Source organism: Methylobacterium sp. M6A4_1b (assembly GCF_053345175.1).
The window spans coordinates 1-17,537 of the sequence record NZ_JBKEZQ010000011.1 but is presented as its reverse complement, the minus strand read 5'-3'; the positions used below and the strand labels follow the sequence as shown (position 1 = coordinate 17,537).

The window sequence follows — 17,537 nt, the reverse complement described above, 5'->3', positions numbered from 1 at the left end:
CACGCCTTGCGCCGGTCACGCCTTGCGCAGCTCGACCCGCCGGATCTCGCCGACGATGACGAGGTAGGCGATCATCGCGATCAGCGCGTTGCAGCCCACGAAGACCAGGGCGCCGTTGAACGAGCCCGAGGCCTGGACGAGGTAGCCGATGACGATCGGCGTGGTGATGCCGGCGGTGTTGCCGAACATGTTGAAGATCGCGCCGCTGAGGCCCGCCGCCTCCTTGGGCGAGGTGTCGGAGATCACCGCCCAGCCCAGCGCCCCGACGCCCTTTCCGAAGAAGGCGAGCGCCATGAAGCCGATGACGAGCGCCGGCGCGTCGACGTAGTTGCAGGCGATGATCGATATCGAGAGCAGCATGCCGGCGACGATGGGGATCTTGCGGGCCCGGGTGAGGGAGCCGGTGCGCTTCAGGATCGCGTCCGAGATGACGCCGCCAAGGATACCGCCGAGGAAGCCGCAGAGCGCCGGCAGGGAGGCGACGAAGCCGGCCTGCAGCACGGTGAGCCCGCGCTGCTTGACCAGGTAGATCGGAAACCAGGTCAGGAAGAAGTAGGTCATCACGTTGATGCAGTGCTGCGCCACGTAGATGCCCACCAGCATCCGGTTGGACAGGAGCTGGCGTACGACGCCCCAGTCGAAGCCCGTCTTCTCGGCGGGCTTCGCCGCATCGAGGGCCAGCAGGGCGCCGCCGGAGGCGATGTGGTCGAGCTCGGCCTTCGTCACGGTGGGGTGGTCGGCCGGATCGTGGATGACGCGGACCCAGATCGCCGCGAGCGCGATGCCGATGAGCCCCATGACGATGAAGGCGTAGCGCCAGCCGTATTCGTGCGTGACCCAGGCGGTCAGCGGCGCGAACAGGACCGGGGCGAAGTACTGCGCGGCGTTGAAGATCGCGCTGGCCTTGCCGCGCTCGGCGCTGGGGAACCAGGCGGTGACGATCCGGGCGTTGCCGGGGAAGGACGGCGCCTCGGCGATGCCGACGAGGAAGCGCAGGACGAAGAGCGCGGCCACAGCGCCGCCGCCGAGCAAGCCGACCCAGCCCTGAGCCAGGGTGAACAGCGACCAGAGGAAGATGCCGCCGGCATAGACCCACTTGGAGCCGTAGCGGTCGAGCATCCAGCCGCCGGGCACCTGTGCGGCGACGTAGGACCAGCTGAAGGCGGAGAGGATGTAGCCCAGGGTCACCGGGGTCAGGCCGAGTTCCTGGGACATCGGCGTGCCGGCGATCGAGATGATGGCGCGATCGGCGTAGTTCACGACCGTGGTCGTGAACAGCATCAGCAGAATGCCCCAGCGGACGCGACCCTGCGCGCGCGCCTCCAGCGGTAAAGCCAGCGCCATCGTTCCCACCCGATTTTTATGGATGTCGGCCTTCGTCGAGCGAAGACTCGTTTGACGGCAGGCGTACCGGCGCCCATGGGAGGCGTCCAATGCGAAGGGCGGATCGATCGATGCGCGAACGGCATCGATGGGGCCGTATCGCGGCCTGGCGGGATGATCGAGCGAGCGTCTTGCCGGCCCGGTCCGGCCCTGGCATGGACCCTGGCGGCCGCCCGGGGCGGCTCTCCCCGTCATCAGACTGCAGGACCGGACCCATGCCGCATGTGACCGTGAAGATGTATCCGGGCAAGACCGACTCGCAGAAGGCCGAGATCGCCGAGGCTCTCGCGGCCGCCCTCATGGCCAGCGCCGGCGCCGCGGAGCGGGCCGTCTCGGTGTCGATCGAGGATGTCGCCCAGGCCGACTGGGAATCGCAGGTCTACCGCCCCGAGATCGTCGGCCGGCCGGAGACCCTCTTCAAGAAGCCGGGCTACAGCCTGCCCTGAGCCGGCGCCTTCAGTTCTTCGCGCCCTGGAACGGGCGCAGCAGCCAGGCGAGGCGACCGGCATCGTCGTCCTGAGCCTCCGTCCGCGCCGGCTTGTCGGCGACCGGCTCCGGCCCCTTCGGTGCGCTGGCATCCTGCATGATCTGGTCGAGGGGAGACGGCAGGTCCATGCCGTACTCGTTCAGGAGCAGGGCCGCGTCGAGCAGGAACCGGATCTGGTCGTCGGGGACCGGGCGGCCCTGGATCTGGGCCTCCAGCACGGTCCGGGCGAGAAGGGCGGCCAACCGCGACAACTCGGGCAGCCGGTCGGTGGGCGTCGCGGCCCCGATCGATGACGCTAAAGCGGCACTCACCCGCAATCTCCCTGTCCGGATGGCGCGACCTCGACGAACGCGCTGTGTATGTCAGGCTCTGTATACCGCGCGTTTCTCACCAGTTCGTTGAGCACCAGGAGTGGCCGACAGGCACCGCTGCTGCCGGTGTTCCGGCATTGCCGCTCATTGCTCTTACAAGTTGCGCCGAGACTCGCCGGTACGTTCGGATTGAGCACGAAGGCAGTTCACTCCGGCAGGGGACCGGAAGTCGAATCGAAACGACCCGACATCAGCACCACACTCTGGTCCTGATCAGGACCGAGCGGCGCCAGCGCAGTCGAAGACTCGATCGATGATGCGGAAGCCGCTTGAATGCCTCCGCTCTCGCGAAATTGAACTGCGAGCGCCGCAATCGATGAGCCACCGCCGATGTCACGAATTCCAGGCCGTTATTCGACGGAGTCCATACGCACTTCGCAATGCGACAATCGGAGCAATGCCGGATTTTCGAAGTAATAGATCGATGGTTCTCCAGGCCTCAGCCAAATCCAATTCCATTATGTATTATAAAAACGAGCGTCAATATTGATGTATCGAGCGTCTGGTGTCTCCTTGTTCGTCGAGGCGCGCATCGGACGCTTCTCAGGGAGGCGTCCCGGAAGCCCGATATCATCTGACCATTCGGTGGGAGAGGTATGCCTGGACGGTAAGTGTTGCAGCGCACCAAGTGCGTTGCCGGAGTGAAAAAAAAATGCTAGCTGAATATGCGTACGCATAGATGCGCACGGTATTTAAACCTAGATCTCTGCGGGGCGAAATTCAATCAGCATTCAGGGAAGGGAATCCCGAATAGATGCCGATGATTTGAAGATGCGAAGCAATTCATTCTGGCGCGGCGAGACGTGCCGCGGATCTCTGTGGCCTTGCCGCAGGGCGTCGACCACGAAGGATAGATCCATCTGTCTCTGCCTCACCTTAAGATCGTCGTGCATCTTCCGAGCCTGACGCAGAGCGAAGAGCCTGGATGCGTCGGCTTACCCTTGAAGACGAGGGGACTGGATTGGTCGCTCGAAAAGGTTTTCAACCCACGTGTGCCACGCCACGGCGCTTGGCTCCTAAATGTAGATGGCCAAGGAGGCGGCGTAAATCAGCGTTCCTGTCGTTGAAAGGCAATGTATCGATCCTGCGCCGGGATTTGGATGAGTGAATTATTTGTCTAACGACGCACAATAGGTACTTTGATGAGGGCTGTCTTTGATATTTGAGCATCCTGGCGCGAATTTTGCTGAGCCACCCTGGCGCGGCTAGAGGCAGTTACGTCATCGTTCGGAGATACAGGCGTGAGATACCGCAAAAGCTGCCTTTTGGGCTCGTAGGTGAGTGGTGCACGAGGCCACATCAATAAGTCTTGGTCGCCCATCGTGTGCTAGGGAAATTTGTCTTTTGCATTCCCAAGAGCCTTCGCCTATGGGGTACAAGATCAAAAAGAAGAATTCTAGATTTGATGCAATGTCGAGTTGCGACTCGAAGATTGTTGGAGCGGCCTGATGCGTATTGCTGTATTTGGACTTGGCTACGTTGGACTGACGACAACGGCCTGCCTAACGCGGCAAGGGCACGAGGTTATTGGTGTCGATGTCAGCAGTGATAAGGTGCGCCAGGTCAATGAAGGGCGATCTCCCATTCTGGAGCCCGGCATCGAGGATCTTCTTCAGGCTGCTCTGAAGGATGGCCGACTGAAGTGTGTCACCGCTGTAGGTTCCGAGCTGGATCAGTGCGATATCGCGATCGTCTGCGTCGGCACACCGAGTGCCGCAGATGGATCCCACAATATGAGCTATATCGCGGAGGTGTCTCGCCAGATCGCGGCGTCGCTCCGGTCCAGTAGAGCCGCTCCTCTGACGGTCGTTTACCGGAGCACCATCCGCCCCGGCACGATCGACGAACTGATCCAGCCGATCTTCAAGTTCATGCTGGGTGACAAGGTCGATGCCGTCGAGCTCGTTTACAACCCCGAGTTCCTGCGCGAATCAACGGCGATTGAGGATTACTTCGACCCGCCGAAGATCGTAGTCGGCACGCTGGATGGAGAACCTTGCGCGCGTCTCGAACAGATGAATGAAGGTATTAACGCGCCGACTTTCTACACGCGCTTCCGTGATGCAGAATTCACGAAGTTCGTCGACAACACCTTCCACGCGCTGAAGGTCGCATTCGCAAACGAGATTGGCCGCGTGTGTGTCCAATTGAACATCGATACGCGGTTGGTGCATAAAATTTTCGTGTCGGACACGAAGCTCAACATTTCGCCCTACTATCTCCGTCCCGGTGGCCCCTTCGGTGGATCCTGCCTGCCCAAAGATGTGCGGGCACTTCAGTACATTTCCGGCGACGTTGGCGCGAACACGCCTGTCGTCGACGCCTTGATCCGATCGAACGAGGCACACAAGCACTTCCTGTTCACGTATTGCACGCAGGGATTGAAGCCGGGCGCAAAGGTTCTGATGTTGGGATTGGCCTTCAAGAGCGACAGTGACGACCTTCGCGAGAGTCCGCACATCGATCTCGCGCGCAAACTGCTTCAAGGCGGATACGAACTCGCTGTCTATGACCCCTTTCTGAAGCCGAACAACTTGGTCGGTCAGAATCTCGGGTATGCCGTTTCTTATTTGCCCGAACTGCCGAACATCCTGGTTTCGCGTGAACACGCGGAGCAGGAGCAATTCGACATCGTGATCGACACGAATGGAAAAGGTTCGGATCTCACGCTTCGTGACCCGACTGTCGTCGACATCAGTCGACTGAAATAAGTCCCTCCTGAGGCTTATCCGAGATCTGGTTGGGAGTTGAATCGGCCATGCAGCTTCAAGGCAAGCGCGTCCTCATCATCGTCGAAAACCTGCCGGTGCCGTTCGATCGTCGCGTTTGGCAGGAAGCTCGTGCGCTCAACGAGGCAGGAGCGGTCGTCTCGATCATCAGCCCGATGGGCAAGGGATACGAGGCGCCCTACGAGTGCATCGAGGGCGTGCATGTCTATCGGCATCACCTCCCATCCGATGCCGAAAATGCCCTGGGCTATCTGCGCGAATACGGCGTCGCCCTGTTTCATGAAAGCCGGCTGGCCTGGAAAATCCTGTTCAAGCATGGCTTTGATGTCATCCATGCTTGTAATCCACCGGATCTGATCTTCCTCGTCGCCCTGCAATTTAAAATCCTTGGCAAGGCCTTCATTTTTGATCATCACGATATCAATCCGGAACTTTACGAAGCCAAGTTCGGCCGGCGCGGGTTTTTCTGGCGCCTGATGATCCTGTTCGAGCGATTGACCTTCGCATGCGCGAACGTTTCGATCGCAACGAATGAGAGCTACAAGCAGATTGCGATCGAACGCGGCCGTATGGCTCCCGATCGGGTCTTCATCGTCCGGAGTGGGCCCGACCTGCGGCGCCTCAAGGTGCTTCCGCCAAATCCCGCTCTGCGCCGCGGACGCAAGCACATGGTCGGCTATCTCGGCGTCATGGGCGATCAGGAGGGCATCGACCTTCTCTTGGAAGCCGCAGCGCACATGATCTTCACCATGGGGCGTGAAGACGTGCTGTTCTGTCTCGTCGGCGGCGGGTCGAGCCTGAATGCTCTGCAGGATCAGGCCCGACAGATGGGTCTCGAAGACTACGTCGTGTTCACCGGGCGCATTCCAGATCAGGATCTGTTTGAAATCATTTCCACGTCCGACGTTTGCGTGAACCCTGACCGGGTAAACACGATGAACGACAAGTCGACCATGAACAAGATCATTGAGTACATGGCGCTCGGAAAGCCCATCGTTCAGTTCGACGTCACGGAGGGACGCCGATCCGCGGAAGGCTCGTCGCTCTACGCGAAATCGAATGATCCCATCGACTTCGCGCAGAAGATTGTCTCCCTGCTCGACGACCCCGACAAGCGTGCTGCCATGGGCGAGATCGGTCGCGAGCGTGTGGTGAACAGCCTGTCCTGGCACCATCAGGTGCCCAAGCTGATCCAGGCCTACTGCCAAGCGTGCGGTATCGTCGTGCCGTCGGCGAATGCAGAGGTATCAGGCGAAGACACATTCCGAAGCCCATCCATGATGGCTGGGCGCGGCACGGACCGGTAGGCTCTCCTGGATCTCTACGCAGCAGGACTGGCGCGAACACGAGGCGTCTGTCTGGGATTTGCGACAAAGCTTCCGAATCGATGCGGGTCAACTGTGGCTGAACGTCGGGAGGATGAGTCTCCAGTCGCGGCGCGAGTCACCGCGCCTTGTAGATACTCCTGAACTCTCGATGAGTTGGATGAAGCCAAGCGGCCGACAAGTGGGAAGTCTCGCTTGCTATCGCATCGGTAGTCCAACGGCATTCGAGAGTGGATTGCTGTCGGAGGCCGCCCACGGTTCCTCGTAGACGGTCTCCGCGAATGAGGGGACCAGTCGAAGCCCCGGCCGCTCACGGCCGATGGGATCGTTGCTCCATTGCCCTGCGGTTCGCCTTGAGTAGCTTGCCCATCGCGATGCCGGCCGGAATGGACAGCAGTGTCCATGTGCGCAGGAAGCGAAGAAATACCAGCATAACGATGTTGTCCTTTCGCACCAAAGGGGGCGCAATGGGATTGCCTTGATCTCAACGGATCCACGAAGCACGTCGTTCCGAATGGGCAGCTCGGTTGCTGACACAGGCCAGGGAGGTTTTCGGGCAGGGGGCACCCTACGGCTTCTTCAGCGAATAAGATCGATATGTGGATCCACGTTCCGTATCAGGCCGGGATCTGCTGGCCGTTCCAGGCAAAGACCCTGCCAGAATCTCCTGGTTTCAGACCGGCGAGGACACTCAGAAGATGCGATGCACTGACGTCTGGCGTGAACAGCCCTGGTACATCTGGATCGGGCCTGAACGGACCGGAGAGCGCCGTCTTCACCGTCCCGGGATGAAGGCCGGCGACGATCGCATCGGGGTGGGTGCGCCTGGCCTCGATGGCGAGGGTGCGCAGGATTTGGTTCAGGGCGGCCTTCGATGCGCGATAGGTGTACCAGCCCCCCAGACGATTGTCCTCGATCGACCCGACTCGCGCCGATAAGGCCGCGAAGACGCTTCGGCCGGTCCGCGGCATCAGGGGAAAGAAGTGCTTGGCCACGAGAGCCGGCCCAATCGTGTTCACGGCGAACACCGTAGCCATGGCCGCTGGGTCGAGGCTCCTGAGTGATTTTTCTGGCGACACGCCCGTCTGGTGGAGGACTCCGCTGGCGATGATGACGAGGTCGGGAGGACCCACCCGCGCCACGGCTGCGGCAGCCGCAGCAATCGAAGTCTCGTCGGCCAGATCGATCTGCCCAGAGTGGATCGGCCGAGAGTACGACAATCCCGAGCGGGAGAACGCGAAGATCGTCCGGTCCCCACTTTCGGCCGCGAGTGCATCCACGAGGGCACGGCCGATACCGCCGGAGGCGCCGATCACCACCGCGCCGGTCATTTCAAAGTGCTCCCGCTGCGTCCGGGCTGGTCGGAATTGCACGTAATCTCGCTCCCAGAATGCGACTCCGCCGAAACGAGAAGTAGGATACAGGCAGGACCAAGTTCGAACTTCGATAGGAAGCGCATGGATTGGACAGTCCTCGTCCTTCCGTAGGCGCACGCGTGAGCGGCCACACCCATCATCCCGAACGCCTCGTTCATCCGCCGCGCGGTCCCCCGTGGTTTCGTACGTTCCGCGCGATGGCGGCACGGACAAGCTGCTTCGTCTACGCGAATCAAACCGCATCCTGCGAAAGATGCCAAATCACGAAGGCCTGTTTGATCTTGGTCTCGGCCGACCCATCGCACATTGTTCTCTTCGCCAACCCGACGGCGCGGGACTTGTTTGGCGGCGGCCTCTCGATCGTAGCGGGGCGGCTCGAACGCAGCGACGGGGCGGTCCGGTGCGCTCCGGCCCAGCATCTCGGCCGCGTCGAGAATGGCGGAGCCGGAGACCGGAGTGCCGGTCCGGCGCTGATCCTGCGCGACGACGACCGAAGCCTGATTCTTCAGATCGTCTCGCTCCAGACGCCGATCGAGGGGGCGGCCCTTCGGATGGCGAGCGTCATCGTCCGGGGGACCGATCAGGCGCGGGGCCGCCCGTTCGACCCGGCGGTCGTCCGCGACCTGTTCCACCTGATCCTGAGCGAGGCGCGGCTGGCCGCCCTCGTCGGATCCGGGTCGATGCGGCGGTCACCCTCGGTATCACGGAGAACACCGCCCGCACGGTACTGTGCCGGGTCTTCGGGAAGCCTGGCCTAAGCCCATCTGAGCGAGATGGCTGCTCTGATGGGCAAGCTGTTCATGCTGCGGCAGCACCCGGGATCGAGGGCGCCGCGGCCGGGACGGCCGGGTGGGCACTGAGCCAGGGCGGCTACTCCATGGTGGGCATGACGAAATCGGCGCCGGCGCGGATGCCGGTGGGCCAGCGGGTCGTGATGGTCTTCAGGCGGGTGTAGAATCGCACCCCCTCGGGGCCGTGCATGTGATGGTCGCCGAACAGCGACGCCTTCCAGCCGCCGAAGGAGTGAAACGCCATCGGCACCGGGATCGGCACGTTGATGCCCACCATGCCGACCTCGATCCCGTGCGCGAACTCGCGTGCGGCATCCCCGTCGCGGGTGAAGATCGCCGTGCCGTTGCCGAACTCGTGCTCGTTGATGAGCTTGGCGGCAGTCGCGTAGTCCGGGGCCCGGGTGATCGCGAGAACGGGTCCGAAGATCTCCTCCTTGTAGATCGACATCTCGGGCGTGACCCGGTCGAACAGGGTGCCGCCGAGAAAATAGCCGCCTTCGTAGCCCTGCAGGCTCAGCCCGCGTCCGTCCACGAGGAGCTCTGCGCCCTGCGCCACGCCGGCATCGATGTAACCGCTGACCTTGTCGCGGTGGACCTTCGTCACGAGGGGACCCATCTCCGAATCCGGATCGGTGCCGGGCCCGACCTTCAGCGCCTGCACCTTCGGGATCAGCTTGGCCACCAGGGCGTCGGCGGTCTTCTCGCCCACGGGCACGGCCACCGAGATCGCCATGCAGCGCTCGCCGGCCGAGCCGTAAGCCGCGCCCATCAGCGCGTCCACCGCCTGGTCCATGTCGGCGTCCGGCATCACGATCATGTGGTTCTTGGCCCCTCCCAGACACTGGGCGCGCTTTCCGTTGGCCGTGGCCGTGGCGTAGATGTACCGGGCGATCGGGGTCGAGCCGACGAAGCTGACCGCCGCGATGTCGGGATGGTGCAGGAGAGCGTCGACCGCCTCCTTGTCGCCGTGGACCACGTTGAACACGCCGTCGGGCAGGCCTGCCTCCTTGAGCCAGGCCGCCACCAGCAGGGCGGGCGAGGGGTCGCGCTCGGAGGGCTTCAGCACGAAGCAGTTGCCGCAGGCCAGCGCCACCGGAAACATCCACATCGGCACCATGACGGGGAAGTTGAACGGCGTGATGCCGGCGACCACCCCGAGGGGCTGGCGCAGGGAATGGCTGTCGACGCGGGTACCGACGTTCTCGGTGACCTCGCCCTTGAGGAGCTGCGGGATGCCGGTGGCGAACTCGACCACTTCGAGCCCGCGCTGGATCTCGCCGCGGGCATCGGAGAGCACCTTGCCGTGCTCGGCGGTGATGAGGGCGGCGAGTTCGTCGGTGCGCGCTTCGGCGATGCGTAGGAAAGCGTTGAGGATGCGGGCGCGGCGCAGGGGCGGGGTCAGGGCCCAGTCGCGCGCGACCGCCTTGGCCGCAGCCACCGCCGCGCTCACGTCCGCCGCGTCGGCGAGGGCGACTCGGCCGGTTTCCTCTCCGGTGGCCGGGTTGAAGACGGGGGCGTGGCGCGGGCCGGTGCCTGCGACAAGTTGGCCGCCGATAAAATGGGAAATCGCGGTGGGCATCGAGGATCCTGACGGACGAGAGGCGAAAAGAGTTCAGGCGGCGCGGGCGATGGCGTCGCCGAGAATCGACGCCATGGTGTCGATCTGGTCGCGCTCGACAATGAGCGGCGGCGACAGGGCGATGATGTCACCGGTGACCCGGATGAGCAGGCCGCGCTCGAAGCAGTCGACGAAGACGTCGTAGGCGCGTGCGCCAGGCGCCCCCGGTTGCGGTGCCAGCTCGATGCCGGCGACGAGGCCGATGGTGCGGATGTCGATGACGTGTTTCGCGCCGCGCAGGTCGTGCATGGCGCCCGACCAGTCCTCGGCGAGCTCGGCCCCGCGGGTGAGCAGGCCCTCCTGAGCGTAGATGTCGAGGGTGGCGAGGCCTGCCGCACAGGCTACCGGGTGCCCCGAATAGGTGTAGCCGTGGAACAGCTCGATCACCGCCTCGGGCCCGTGCATGAGTGCGTCGTGGACGCGCCGCGCGCAGAAGACCGCGCCCATCGGCAGCGTGCCATTGGTGAGCCCCTTGGCGGTGGTGACGAGGTCCGGGACCACGCCGAAATAGTCGGTGGCGAAGGGGGTGCCGAGGCGGCCGAACCCGGTGATGACCTCATCGAAGATCAGCAGGATGCCGTGCCGGTCGCAGATCGCACGTAGGCGCTCGAGGTAGCCCTCTGGCGGCAGTAGGACTCCCGTGGAGCCGGCCACCGGCTCGACGATGCAGGCCGCGATGGTTTCGGCCCCGTGCAGGGCGACGAGGCGCTCGAGGTCGTCTGCCAGTTCCGCTCCATGCGCGGGCAGGCCCTTCGAGAAAGCGTTGCGCTCGGGATCGTGGGTGTGGCGGAGGTGATCGATGCCTGGCAGCAGTGGGAAGACGCGTCGGTTGTTGACGAGGCCGCCCACCGAGATGCCTCCGAAGCCGACCCCGTGATAGCCGCGCTCGCGCCCGATCAGCTTGGTGCGCGTGCCCTGGCCGATGGCGCGCTGGTAGGCGAGCGCGATCTTCAGGGCGGTGTCCACCGACTCTGAGCCAGAGCCGGTGAAGAACACCCGGTCGAGGCCCGCCTCCGGGCCGCCCGGAGCGATGGCGGCGAGGCGCTCGGCGAAGTCGAACGCCGCCGGATGGCCCATCTGGAAGGACGGCGCGAAGTCGAGGGTGGTGAGCTGGCGTTCCACAGCCGAGGCGATGCCGTGGCGCCCATGCCCGGCATTCACGCACCAGAGGCCTGCGGTGCCGTCGAGGACGCTTCGCCCGTCCGTGGCCGTGTAGTGCATGCCCTTGGCCGAGGCGAGCAGGCGGGGCGCCGCCTTGAACTGCCGGTTGGCCGTGAACGGCATCCAGTAGGCGTCGAGCCCAGGGGCATTGGCGGCGTGGTGCTGATCCATGGCGATCCTCCCGTGGGGACGTCTATGGACCCGGAAGAGGCGCCGATTGCGCGTGGCGAACAAGTCCTTTTCTTACCGCCGCGATGTCCTTGAAAAGATGGGACTGCCAGGAGCAATGTCGGTGAATCCTGAACATCCCTAACAGGGCGGTCCGCCCGAGGGGCGACACCAAGGGTTTCGATGAGCATTGATCTCGGCGCGCGCCTGCGCACCATCCGCATGCTGCACGGCTTGTCGCAGCGCGCGCTCGCCAAGCGCACCGGTGTGCCGAACTCGACGATCTCGCTCATCGAATCGAATGGCGTGAACCCCTCGGTCGGCGCCCTCAAGCGCATCCTCGACGGCATTCCCATCGGCTTGTCCGAGTTCTTCGCCGTGGAGCCTGAGCGCCCGCGCAAGGCGTTCTACCGGGCCGACGAACTCACCGAGATCGGCAAGGGTCCGATTTCTTATCGGCAGGTGGGCGACAATCTATTCGGGCGCGGCCTGCAATTGCTGAAGGAGCGCTACGAGCCCGGGGCCGATACGGGCCGGGTGCCCCTGGTCCATGAGGGCGAGGAGGGCGGCATTGTCTTGTCGGGCCGCCTGGAGGTGACGGTGGATGCCGAACGCCGCATTCTGGGACCCGGCGACGCCTATTCCTTCGAGAGCCGCCGCCCACATCGCTTCCGCTGCGTCGGCCCGGCCGCTTGCGAGGTGGTGAGCGCCTGCACCCCGCCGACCTTCTGAAGCGACCGGCTGCGGGATCGAGTGCGTCGGTTCGTTGCGGCGCTGGTCTCCGGCGAGCCATCTGGTATACCAGTGCGCGACGAAGGCTCGGAGCGCCGCATGACCATCCTCTTCAGCCACGACGCCGCCCTCGGGCACCGGACGCCGCACGGACATCCGGAGCGGCCCGAGCGGATGCAGGCTATCAAGGAGGCGCTCGGGACAGAGGCCTTCGCGGCTCTCGACCGCCGGGCGCCCGAGCCCGCGCGCTTGGAGACCGTGGCGCTGGCCCATCCGGAGGAATGGGTGCGGGCGATGGTTGCGGCGGCGCCCAGCGAGGGATTGGTCCACGTCGATTCCGACACGGTGCTGTCACCTGGCACCATCGATTGCGTGTTGCGCGGCGTCGGTGCTGCGGTCGAGGGGGTCGATGCGGTGATGACGGGCCAGGCTCGGAACGCCTTCTCGGCCATGCGACCGCCGGGGCACCACGCCGAGCGCACCCGCGCCATGGGCTTCTGCCTGTTCAATAACGCGGCGGTGGCCGCCCGCCATGCCAGGACGATGCACGGCGTCGATCGCGTCGCCATCGTCGACTGGGACGTGCACCACGGCAACGGAAGCCAGGACATCTTCTGGGCCGACCCCTCGGTGCTGTTCTGCTCCACGCATCAGATGCCGCTCTATCCCGGTACCGGGGCAGTCTCGGAATCCGGTGATCACGACACGATCGTCAACGCGCCCCTCAAGCCCGGCGCCGATGGCGAGCGCTTCCGCGAGGCGTTCACCGCGCGTATCCTGCCGCGCCTCAAGGATTTCCGACCCGATCTGATCATCATTTCGGCGGGCTTCGATGCGCATTGGCGCGATCCCCTGGCCAACCTGATGCTGGAAGCCGAGGACTTCGCCTGGGCGACGCGCCAGGTGATGGAGATCGCCGAGCAGGCCTGCGACGGGCGCATCGTCTCCGTTCTGGAGGGCGGCTACGATCTGAAGGGTCTTGCCGAATCGACGGCCGCGCATGTCGCCGTGCTCATGGAGTCGTGAGGCGCAAAAGCCGATGACTGCGTCCCGACCCGGGCTTTCCGCCGGGCGCGTCTGACCCACCTATGGGACGATGCTGAACGATCGCCGCCTCGCGCGCCTGACCGCCCGTGCTCTCCAGAACTCCCACGGGCGCCCGGGCCATGACCGCCCCGGGCTTCGCAAGATCGTCAGCTGGAACCTCCTGCGGCGGGTCGGCGCGAATGTCGCCGGCATCGCCGCGCTGATCGAGCGCGAGCAGCCCGACCTCGTGCTGATGCAGGAGGCGACCAAGGATATCGAGGCCCTCCAGGCCAAGGTCGGCGGCCACTATGCCTGGGCGCAGATGCCGGGCCGCATCCACGGACTCGCCGTTTGGAGTCCGATGCCCTTCGCCACGCCGCCGATGGCGATCGAACTGCCCGCGGGAGCGATGTTCGACCGGGTGAGCCAAGTGATCGACCTGGGCGAGTTCGGCGTCGCCAACGTGCACCTCTCGCATGGGCAGATGCTCAACCGGCGGCAATTGCGCTGCATCGAGCAGAGCCTGCCGGACCGGGCCGCTGTCATCGGCGACTACAACTTGGTCGGGCCGACCCTCTTGCCGGGGTTTCGCGATGTCGGCCCGCGCCTGCCGACCCACGCCATGGCGCGGGTGGTGCCCCTTCGGCTTGACCGGTGCCTCGTGCGCGGGCTGACCTGTCACGGGCGCAGCGTTCTGCCGCGGGGCGCTTCGGACCACCGCCCGATCATCGTGCATCTCGCCCCCACCCACGAGGTGGTCCGGCGGGAGCCGGAGAAACCGGAGCGCGTCAAAGGTATGGCAGGAGTAATCGGACGCCTGCGTCGCGCAGCCGGACGGGGAGACCGCGCCGGGACAGGTGCTCGCGCGTCAGCCGGACGCTCATCTTCTCCCGCATGAAGGCGTCGAGGTGCCGGGCGAGCCCGGAATCGTAGACCTCGACGTTCAGCTCGAAGTTCAGCCGGAAGCTGCGGGTGTCCCAATTGGCACTGCCGATGAAGCACCAGGCATCGTCGATGACGAGGAGCTTGGCATGGTCGAAGGGCGGGTCGTCGAGCCAGACCCGCACATCGCTGCGCAGGAGCGGGTCCACGTGGGCCCGGGTCGCCCAGTCGACGACCGCGTGGTCGCTGTCCATCGGGATGATGACATCCACCGTCAGGCCGCGCAGGGCCGCCAGCGAGAGGGCGCTCACCAATACCTCGCTCGGCAGGAAGTAGGGGGTCATCAGGCGGATGCTGGTCCGGGCGCAGGTGATCGCCTGGAGCACCACGAGTTCGATCTTGCGCAGGTCCGCGTCCGGGCCCGAGGTGACGACGCGGGCCTGCGTCTCGCCGCGGGCGGTCAGCGGCGGGAACCAAGCTGGGCCGTCCAGTTCCTGGTCCATCACGAAGGCCCAATCGCTCGCGAAGGCCGCCGTGAGTTGGGCGACCACCGGCCCCTCGATGCGGAAATGGACGTCGCGCACCGGCTCGGGCGGATGGGTCGCCACACGGTTCTCGTCGGCTATGTTGATGCCGCCCGTGAAGGCAAGCGCGCCGTCGATGATCAGCAGCTTCTTGTGGGTGCGCAGGTTCAGGAACGGCATCCGCCACGGCAGCACCGAGTGCATGAAGCGGCCGACCGGCACGCCCCTGCGTCGCAGGCCGCCATAGACCGAGGCGACGAAGTAGCCGCTGCCGATGCCGTCCACGAGGACCCGGACGGCGACGCCGCGATGATGGGCCGCTTCCAGGGCATCGAGGAAGGCGCGGCCGATCTCGTCGTCGCGGAAGATGTAACTCGACAGGGCGATCGAGTGCCGGGCTTTGCCGATGGCGTCCAGCATCGCGGGATAGACCGCGTCGCCGTTGCGCAGCGGCGCGATCCGGTTGCCCGCTTCGAGGGGAAGGGCCGTGATGCGCCGGACCGCCTGGTCCAGGGGCTGGAATCGCTCCGGCAGGACGGGCGCGGGCGCCTCGTTCTCATCGCGTCGCGGGCTTGTCTGGGACGGCTTGATGCGGAGTTTCTGCGCCCGGCGGGTGACCCGGTTGACGCCGAGCAGGGCGTAGAGCGCACTGCCGAACAGGGGTGCCAGCCAGACCAGGCCGATCCAGCCGATGGCCGCCCCGACTTCGCGCTTGCGCAGGAGGACATGGATGCTGACGAGGCCCGAAAGGGTGGCGCCGAGCACCCAGAAGACCTCGGTCCGGATCGACGTCAGGGCGCCGATCCATGAGAGCAATGCCTGTTCCAACGTCGCTCCCGCTCCGCGATCCCTCCGGGCCATACGTCAAGGTCGACCCGAGCACCAAGCTCGGGCAACGGGATTCTGAGGCGAGGGACCACGCGCCGGTCCACAGCGTCCGCGCTGATGACGGAGCCGATGCCTCCCGAATCCGGTTCCCGAAACAACGCGTCTCTCGCATGTTCGAAGAGTTTCGCGGCGACGAGGCCGGATCTTGATCTTTGTAAAGGCGTGTCGACTGCCGCGATCGTAATTTTGATTTCAGTATCAGACGAAAAAGCTTGGTAGATACTGCGGACGGAGGAGGTTGGCATGGTCCGATTTTTCGAGGAGCGGGAACGCGCGGCCGAGATGCTGTTTGTCCGCGCCGAGGAGTCTCGGTTCCTGACGCATTGCCAGGGCGTCCGGTCTCTGGCGGGCTATGCCGCCGAGGCGCTCGGCGTCGACCGGCACGGCGCCACCGCCTATGCGGACGAGTTGTTGGCCGCGGTGATCCGAGGGGTTCCGCAGCAGGACCTCGTGGAACGCGTCCGCGGCGATCTCGAAGCCAACGGCGTGATCGCGGATCCCGCGATCCTGACCCATCACCTGAAACGGCCTTCGGACTGCGGATCGCCCGGACCGCGCACCGCCTGAGGCGGCGCCGTCCTGTTTTGACGCGCTCGGTCGACCAAGAGCGTTTGTCGAGGTCGTGAACTTCCGCCGCCCTCGGCGGTTGGATCGCGGAGCGTGACGGAACGGATGAATCGATGACTTCCTGGACCCGAATCCGTGCGGCAGCCTTGGGGCTGTGCCTCTGCGGTCCCGTTCACGCCGAGCCCCTCGCACCAACGGGGGGCGCCGGCAACACGGGCGTCACCGCCCGGGGGCGCGGCCCCGGCGAGGTTCCGGAGACCAGCGGCCCGGCGTTGCGCCCGGCGCCGGCCATTCCGGGCAACCCGAGTCCCGCTTCCGTTCCCGGCTCTTCGCCGGGCGTGAACATCGGCGGTACGCCGACCAGCGGTCCTCCCGGCACCGGCGGCGCCGCGGGCGGTCCATCGATCGGCAATCAGTAGGCCGATGCGATCCTGACGGCGCCCGGCGGCAGACCCGAATTCAGGCGCTGTTTTCGATGCGCCGTCGGTGCCCTGCCCGGTCATCGGGAATATCCACAGGATTGCGGTCTTGCGCCGGACGTCGCGACGGCGTCGCGCGTCTGCAGCCCTCTTCGGCCGCTTCGCGGGTCCGCGATCCGGGCAGCGTCGTTCGAAGCGAGAAATTCCTTTCCTTATCAGCGACTTGCAGAAATCGCCGCCGGGCGGATCGATTTTCGCGTGCGCTCGGCCCGCGCAGGACTGTCTGTGATTCCGTCGATTGTGAATCGGATTGACTGACAATTGATATGGCGACGGCCTGTAGTTAATCAAATCCCTCTTAACTTCTCGAAGTTTAGTGATTCCCACGACTGGAGTTCAACTTATCGTCGCTAATTCCAAGTCATCCGGTGTTTTCCTGATCCAGAGCGAAAAGCACGATGACGATCTACTACGTCGACTCCTGTTTCACCGGCGGCGCGAACAGGAGCGGCCTGTCGGCCGACACGCCCCTCACCAGCCTGGATGCGGTGAACAAGCTGAAGCTCCAGGCGGGCGACACCGTCGCCTTCAAGGCCGGCACCGCCTACACCGCCGCGGCCGCGGGCACGGGCGCGCTCAACATCACCGCCTCGGGCACCGAGAAGGCCCCGATCACCTTCACGACCTACGGCACGGGGCCGGCCGCCACGATCGCCAACAGCGCGGCGGGCTATTCGGACGCCATCAACGTGGCCAATGCCAAGTACGTCGTCATCGACGGGCTGACCGTCACGGGTACCGCACAGGCCGGCATCAACGTCACCAAGTCGGCCAGCCACATCACGATCCGGAACGTGGAGGCCAGCCAGGTCGGCGAGGGGGTGATGCTCAACGGCACCGACAACCTCGTCACGCGCAGTTACTTTCACGATCTGAAGATGATCAAGAACACGGCCAACGTGTACGACGACGATTACGGCGCGGTCGGGGTGATGATCGGCAACAGCAACAACGAGGTCTCGTACACCAAGATCGTCAACGCCAAGGCGCCGAGCTTCGACTACGGCCACGATGGCGGCGGCATCGAGCT

Annotated in this window: 14 protein-coding genes and 1 pseudogene; 9 read left to right on the top strand and 6 right to left on the bottom strand. The window is 64.8% G+C overall.

The features are described 5' to 3' along the window. Positions 1-15: 15 nt before the first annotated feature. Positions 16-1,344, bottom strand: coding sequence for an MFS transporter (locus tag ACLBWX_RS12695; RefSeq protein ID WP_447677427.1), 1,329 nt, complete (start codon positions 1,342-1,344; stop codon positions 16-18). A 254-nt stretch (positions 1,345-1,598) separates the two neighbouring features. On the opposite strand from ACLBWX_RS12695, the gene ACLBWX_RS12690 reads away from it, so the two are divergent. Beyond that, on the top strand, positions 1,599-1,829 hold the full coding sequence (locus tag ACLBWX_RS12690; RefSeq protein WP_447677426.1) for a tautomerase family protein: 231 nt from the start codon (positions 1,599-1,601) through the stop codon (positions 1,827-1,829). 10 nt (positions 1,830-1,839) lie between these two features. On the opposite strand, the gene ACLBWX_RS12685 is transcribed toward ACLBWX_RS12690, so the two are convergent. After that, positions 1,840-2,181 (bottom strand): hypothetical protein, encoded by a 342-nt coding sequence (locus ACLBWX_RS12685; protein WP_447677425.1) that lies wholly within the window; start codon positions 2,179-2,181, stop codon positions 1,840-1,842. A gap of 1,508 nt (positions 2,182-3,689) precedes the next feature. Between ACLBWX_RS12685 and ACLBWX_RS12680 the strand changes: the two genes are divergently transcribed. Next, on the top strand, positions 3,690-4,952 hold the full coding sequence (locus ACLBWX_RS12680) for a nucleotide sugar dehydrogenase (RefSeq protein WP_447677424.1): 1,263 nt from the start codon (positions 3,690-3,692) through the stop codon (positions 4,950-4,952). Positions 4,953-4,999: 47 nt separating this feature from the next. Further along, on the top strand, positions 5,000-6,277 hold the full coding sequence (locus ACLBWX_RS12675; protein WP_447677423.1) for a glycosyltransferase family 4 protein: 1,278 nt from the start codon (positions 5,000-5,002) through the stop codon (positions 6,275-6,277). A gap of 635 nt (positions 6,278-6,912) precedes the next feature. On the opposite strand, the gene ACLBWX_RS12670 is transcribed toward ACLBWX_RS12675, so the two are convergent. Next, entirely contained in the window at positions 6,913-7,626 is a 714-nt protein-coding gene (locus ACLBWX_RS12670) for an SDR family NAD(P)-dependent oxidoreductase (protein WP_447677422.1), read from the bottom strand. 164 nt (positions 7,627-7,790) lie between these two features. On the opposite strand from ACLBWX_RS12670, the gene ACLBWX_RS12665 reads away from it, so the two are divergent. Continuing rightward, positions 7,791-8,429 (top strand): hypothetical protein, encoded by a 639-nt coding sequence (locus ACLBWX_RS12665; RefSeq protein ID WP_447677421.1) that lies wholly within the window; start codon positions 7,791-7,793, stop codon positions 8,427-8,429. Between the two features lie 112 nt (positions 8,430-8,541). Here the strand turns inward: ACLBWX_RS12665 and ACLBWX_RS12660 are convergent, their stop codons facing one another. Both ACLBWX_RS12660 and ACLBWX_RS12655 read right to left on the bottom strand, forming a co-directional pair. Next, positions 8,542-10,041 carry a CoA-acylating methylmalonate-semialdehyde dehydrogenase gene (locus ACLBWX_RS12660; RefSeq protein ID WP_447677420.1) on the bottom strand — a complete coding sequence of 500 codons (1,500 nt, stop codon included), beginning with the start codon at positions 10,039-10,041 and terminating at the stop codon, positions 8,542-8,544. Positions 10,042-10,074: 33 nt separating this feature from the next. Further along, positions 10,075-11,412, bottom strand: coding sequence for an aminotransferase class III-fold pyridoxal phosphate-dependent enzyme (locus ACLBWX_RS12655; protein ID WP_447677419.1), 1,338 nt, complete (start codon positions 11,410-11,412; stop codon positions 10,075-10,077). A 180-nt stretch (positions 11,413-11,592) separates the two neighbouring features. On the opposite strand from ACLBWX_RS12655, the gene ACLBWX_RS12650 reads away from it, so the two are divergent. The 3 genes from ACLBWX_RS12650 (at position 11,593) to ACLBWX_RS12640 (ending at position 14,065) form a co-directional block, all read left to right on the top strand. Continuing rightward, a complete protein-coding gene (locus ACLBWX_RS12650; RefSeq protein WP_447677418.1) occupies positions 11,593-12,141 on the top strand; it encodes a cupin domain-containing protein in 549 nt (182 codons plus the stop codon). 99 nt (positions 12,142-12,240) lie between these two features. Beyond that, the gene (locus ACLBWX_RS12645) at positions 12,241-13,167 is read left to right on the top strand and encodes a histone deacetylase family protein (protein ID WP_447677417.1); all 927 of its coding nucleotides are present in this window, start codon (positions 12,241-12,243) and stop codon (positions 13,165-13,167) included. Between the two features lie 70 nt (positions 13,168-13,237). Continuing rightward, positions 13,238-14,065, top strand: coding sequence for an endonuclease/exonuclease/phosphatase family protein (locus tag ACLBWX_RS12640; RefSeq protein WP_447677416.1), 828 nt, complete (start codon positions 13,238-13,240; stop codon positions 14,063-14,065). Here the strand turns inward: ACLBWX_RS12640 and ACLBWX_RS12635 are convergent. Further along, on the bottom strand, positions 13,956-15,401 hold the full coding sequence (locus ACLBWX_RS12635) for a phospholipase D-like domain-containing protein (RefSeq protein ID WP_447677415.1): 1,446 nt from the start codon (positions 15,399-15,401) through the stop codon (positions 13,956-13,958). The genes ACLBWX_RS12640 and ACLBWX_RS12635 overlap by 110 nt on opposite strands. 303 nt (positions 15,402-15,704) lie before the next feature. Between ACLBWX_RS12635 and ACLBWX_RS12630 the strand changes: the two genes are divergently transcribed. Both ACLBWX_RS12630 and ACLBWX_RS12625 read left to right on the top strand, forming a co-directional pair. After that, on the top strand, positions 15,705-16,028 hold the full coding sequence (locus tag ACLBWX_RS12630; RefSeq protein ID WP_447677414.1) for an ATPase inhibitor subunit zeta: 324 nt from the start codon (positions 15,705-15,707) through the stop codon (positions 16,026-16,028). 877 nt (positions 16,029-16,905) lie between these two features. Next, positions 16,906-17,537, top strand: a pseudogene (locus tag ACLBWX_RS12625) (hypothetical protein); the annotation flags it as partial.

Coding starts and splice junctions, on each gene's coding strand:
- ACLBWX_RS12690 (WP_447677426.1), top strand. CDS start 1,599: ATGCCGCATGTGACCGTGAAGATGTATCCGGGCAAGACCGACTCGCAG.
- ACLBWX_RS12640 (WP_447677416.1), top strand. CDS start 13,238: ATGCTGAACGATCGCCGCCTCGCGCGCCTGACCGCCCGTGCTCTCCAG.
- ACLBWX_RS12650 (WP_447677418.1), top strand. CDS start 11,593: ATGAGCATTGATCTCGGCGCGCGCCTGCGCACCATCCGCATGCTGCAC.
- ACLBWX_RS12660 (WP_447677420.1), bottom strand. CDS start 10,041: ATGCCCACCGCGATTTCCCATTTTATCGGCGGCCAACTTGTCGCAGGC.
- ACLBWX_RS12680 (WP_447677424.1), top strand. CDS start 3,690: ATGCGTATTGCTGTATTTGGACTTGGCTACGTTGGACTGACGACAACG.
- ACLBWX_RS12695 (WP_447677427.1), bottom strand. CDS start 1,344: ATGGCGCTGGCTTTACCGCTGGAGGCGCGCGCGCAGGGTCGCGTCCGC.
- ACLBWX_RS12645 (WP_447677417.1), top strand. CDS start 12,241: ATGACCATCCTCTTCAGCCACGACGCCGCCCTCGGGCACCGGACGCCG.
- ACLBWX_RS12670 (WP_447677422.1), bottom strand. CDS start 7,626: ATGACCGGCGCGGTGGTGATCGGCGCCTCCGGCGGTATCGGCCGTGCC.
- ACLBWX_RS12655 (WP_447677419.1), bottom strand. CDS start 11,412: ATGGATCAGCACCACGCCGCCAATGCCCCTGGGCTCGACGCCTACTGG.
- ACLBWX_RS12630 (WP_447677414.1), top strand. CDS start 15,705: ATGGTCCGATTTTTCGAGGAGCGGGAACGCGCGGCCGAGATGCTGTTT.
- ACLBWX_RS12675 (WP_447677423.1), top strand. CDS start 5,000: ATGCAGCTTCAAGGCAAGCGCGTCCTCATCATCGTCGAAAACCTGCCG.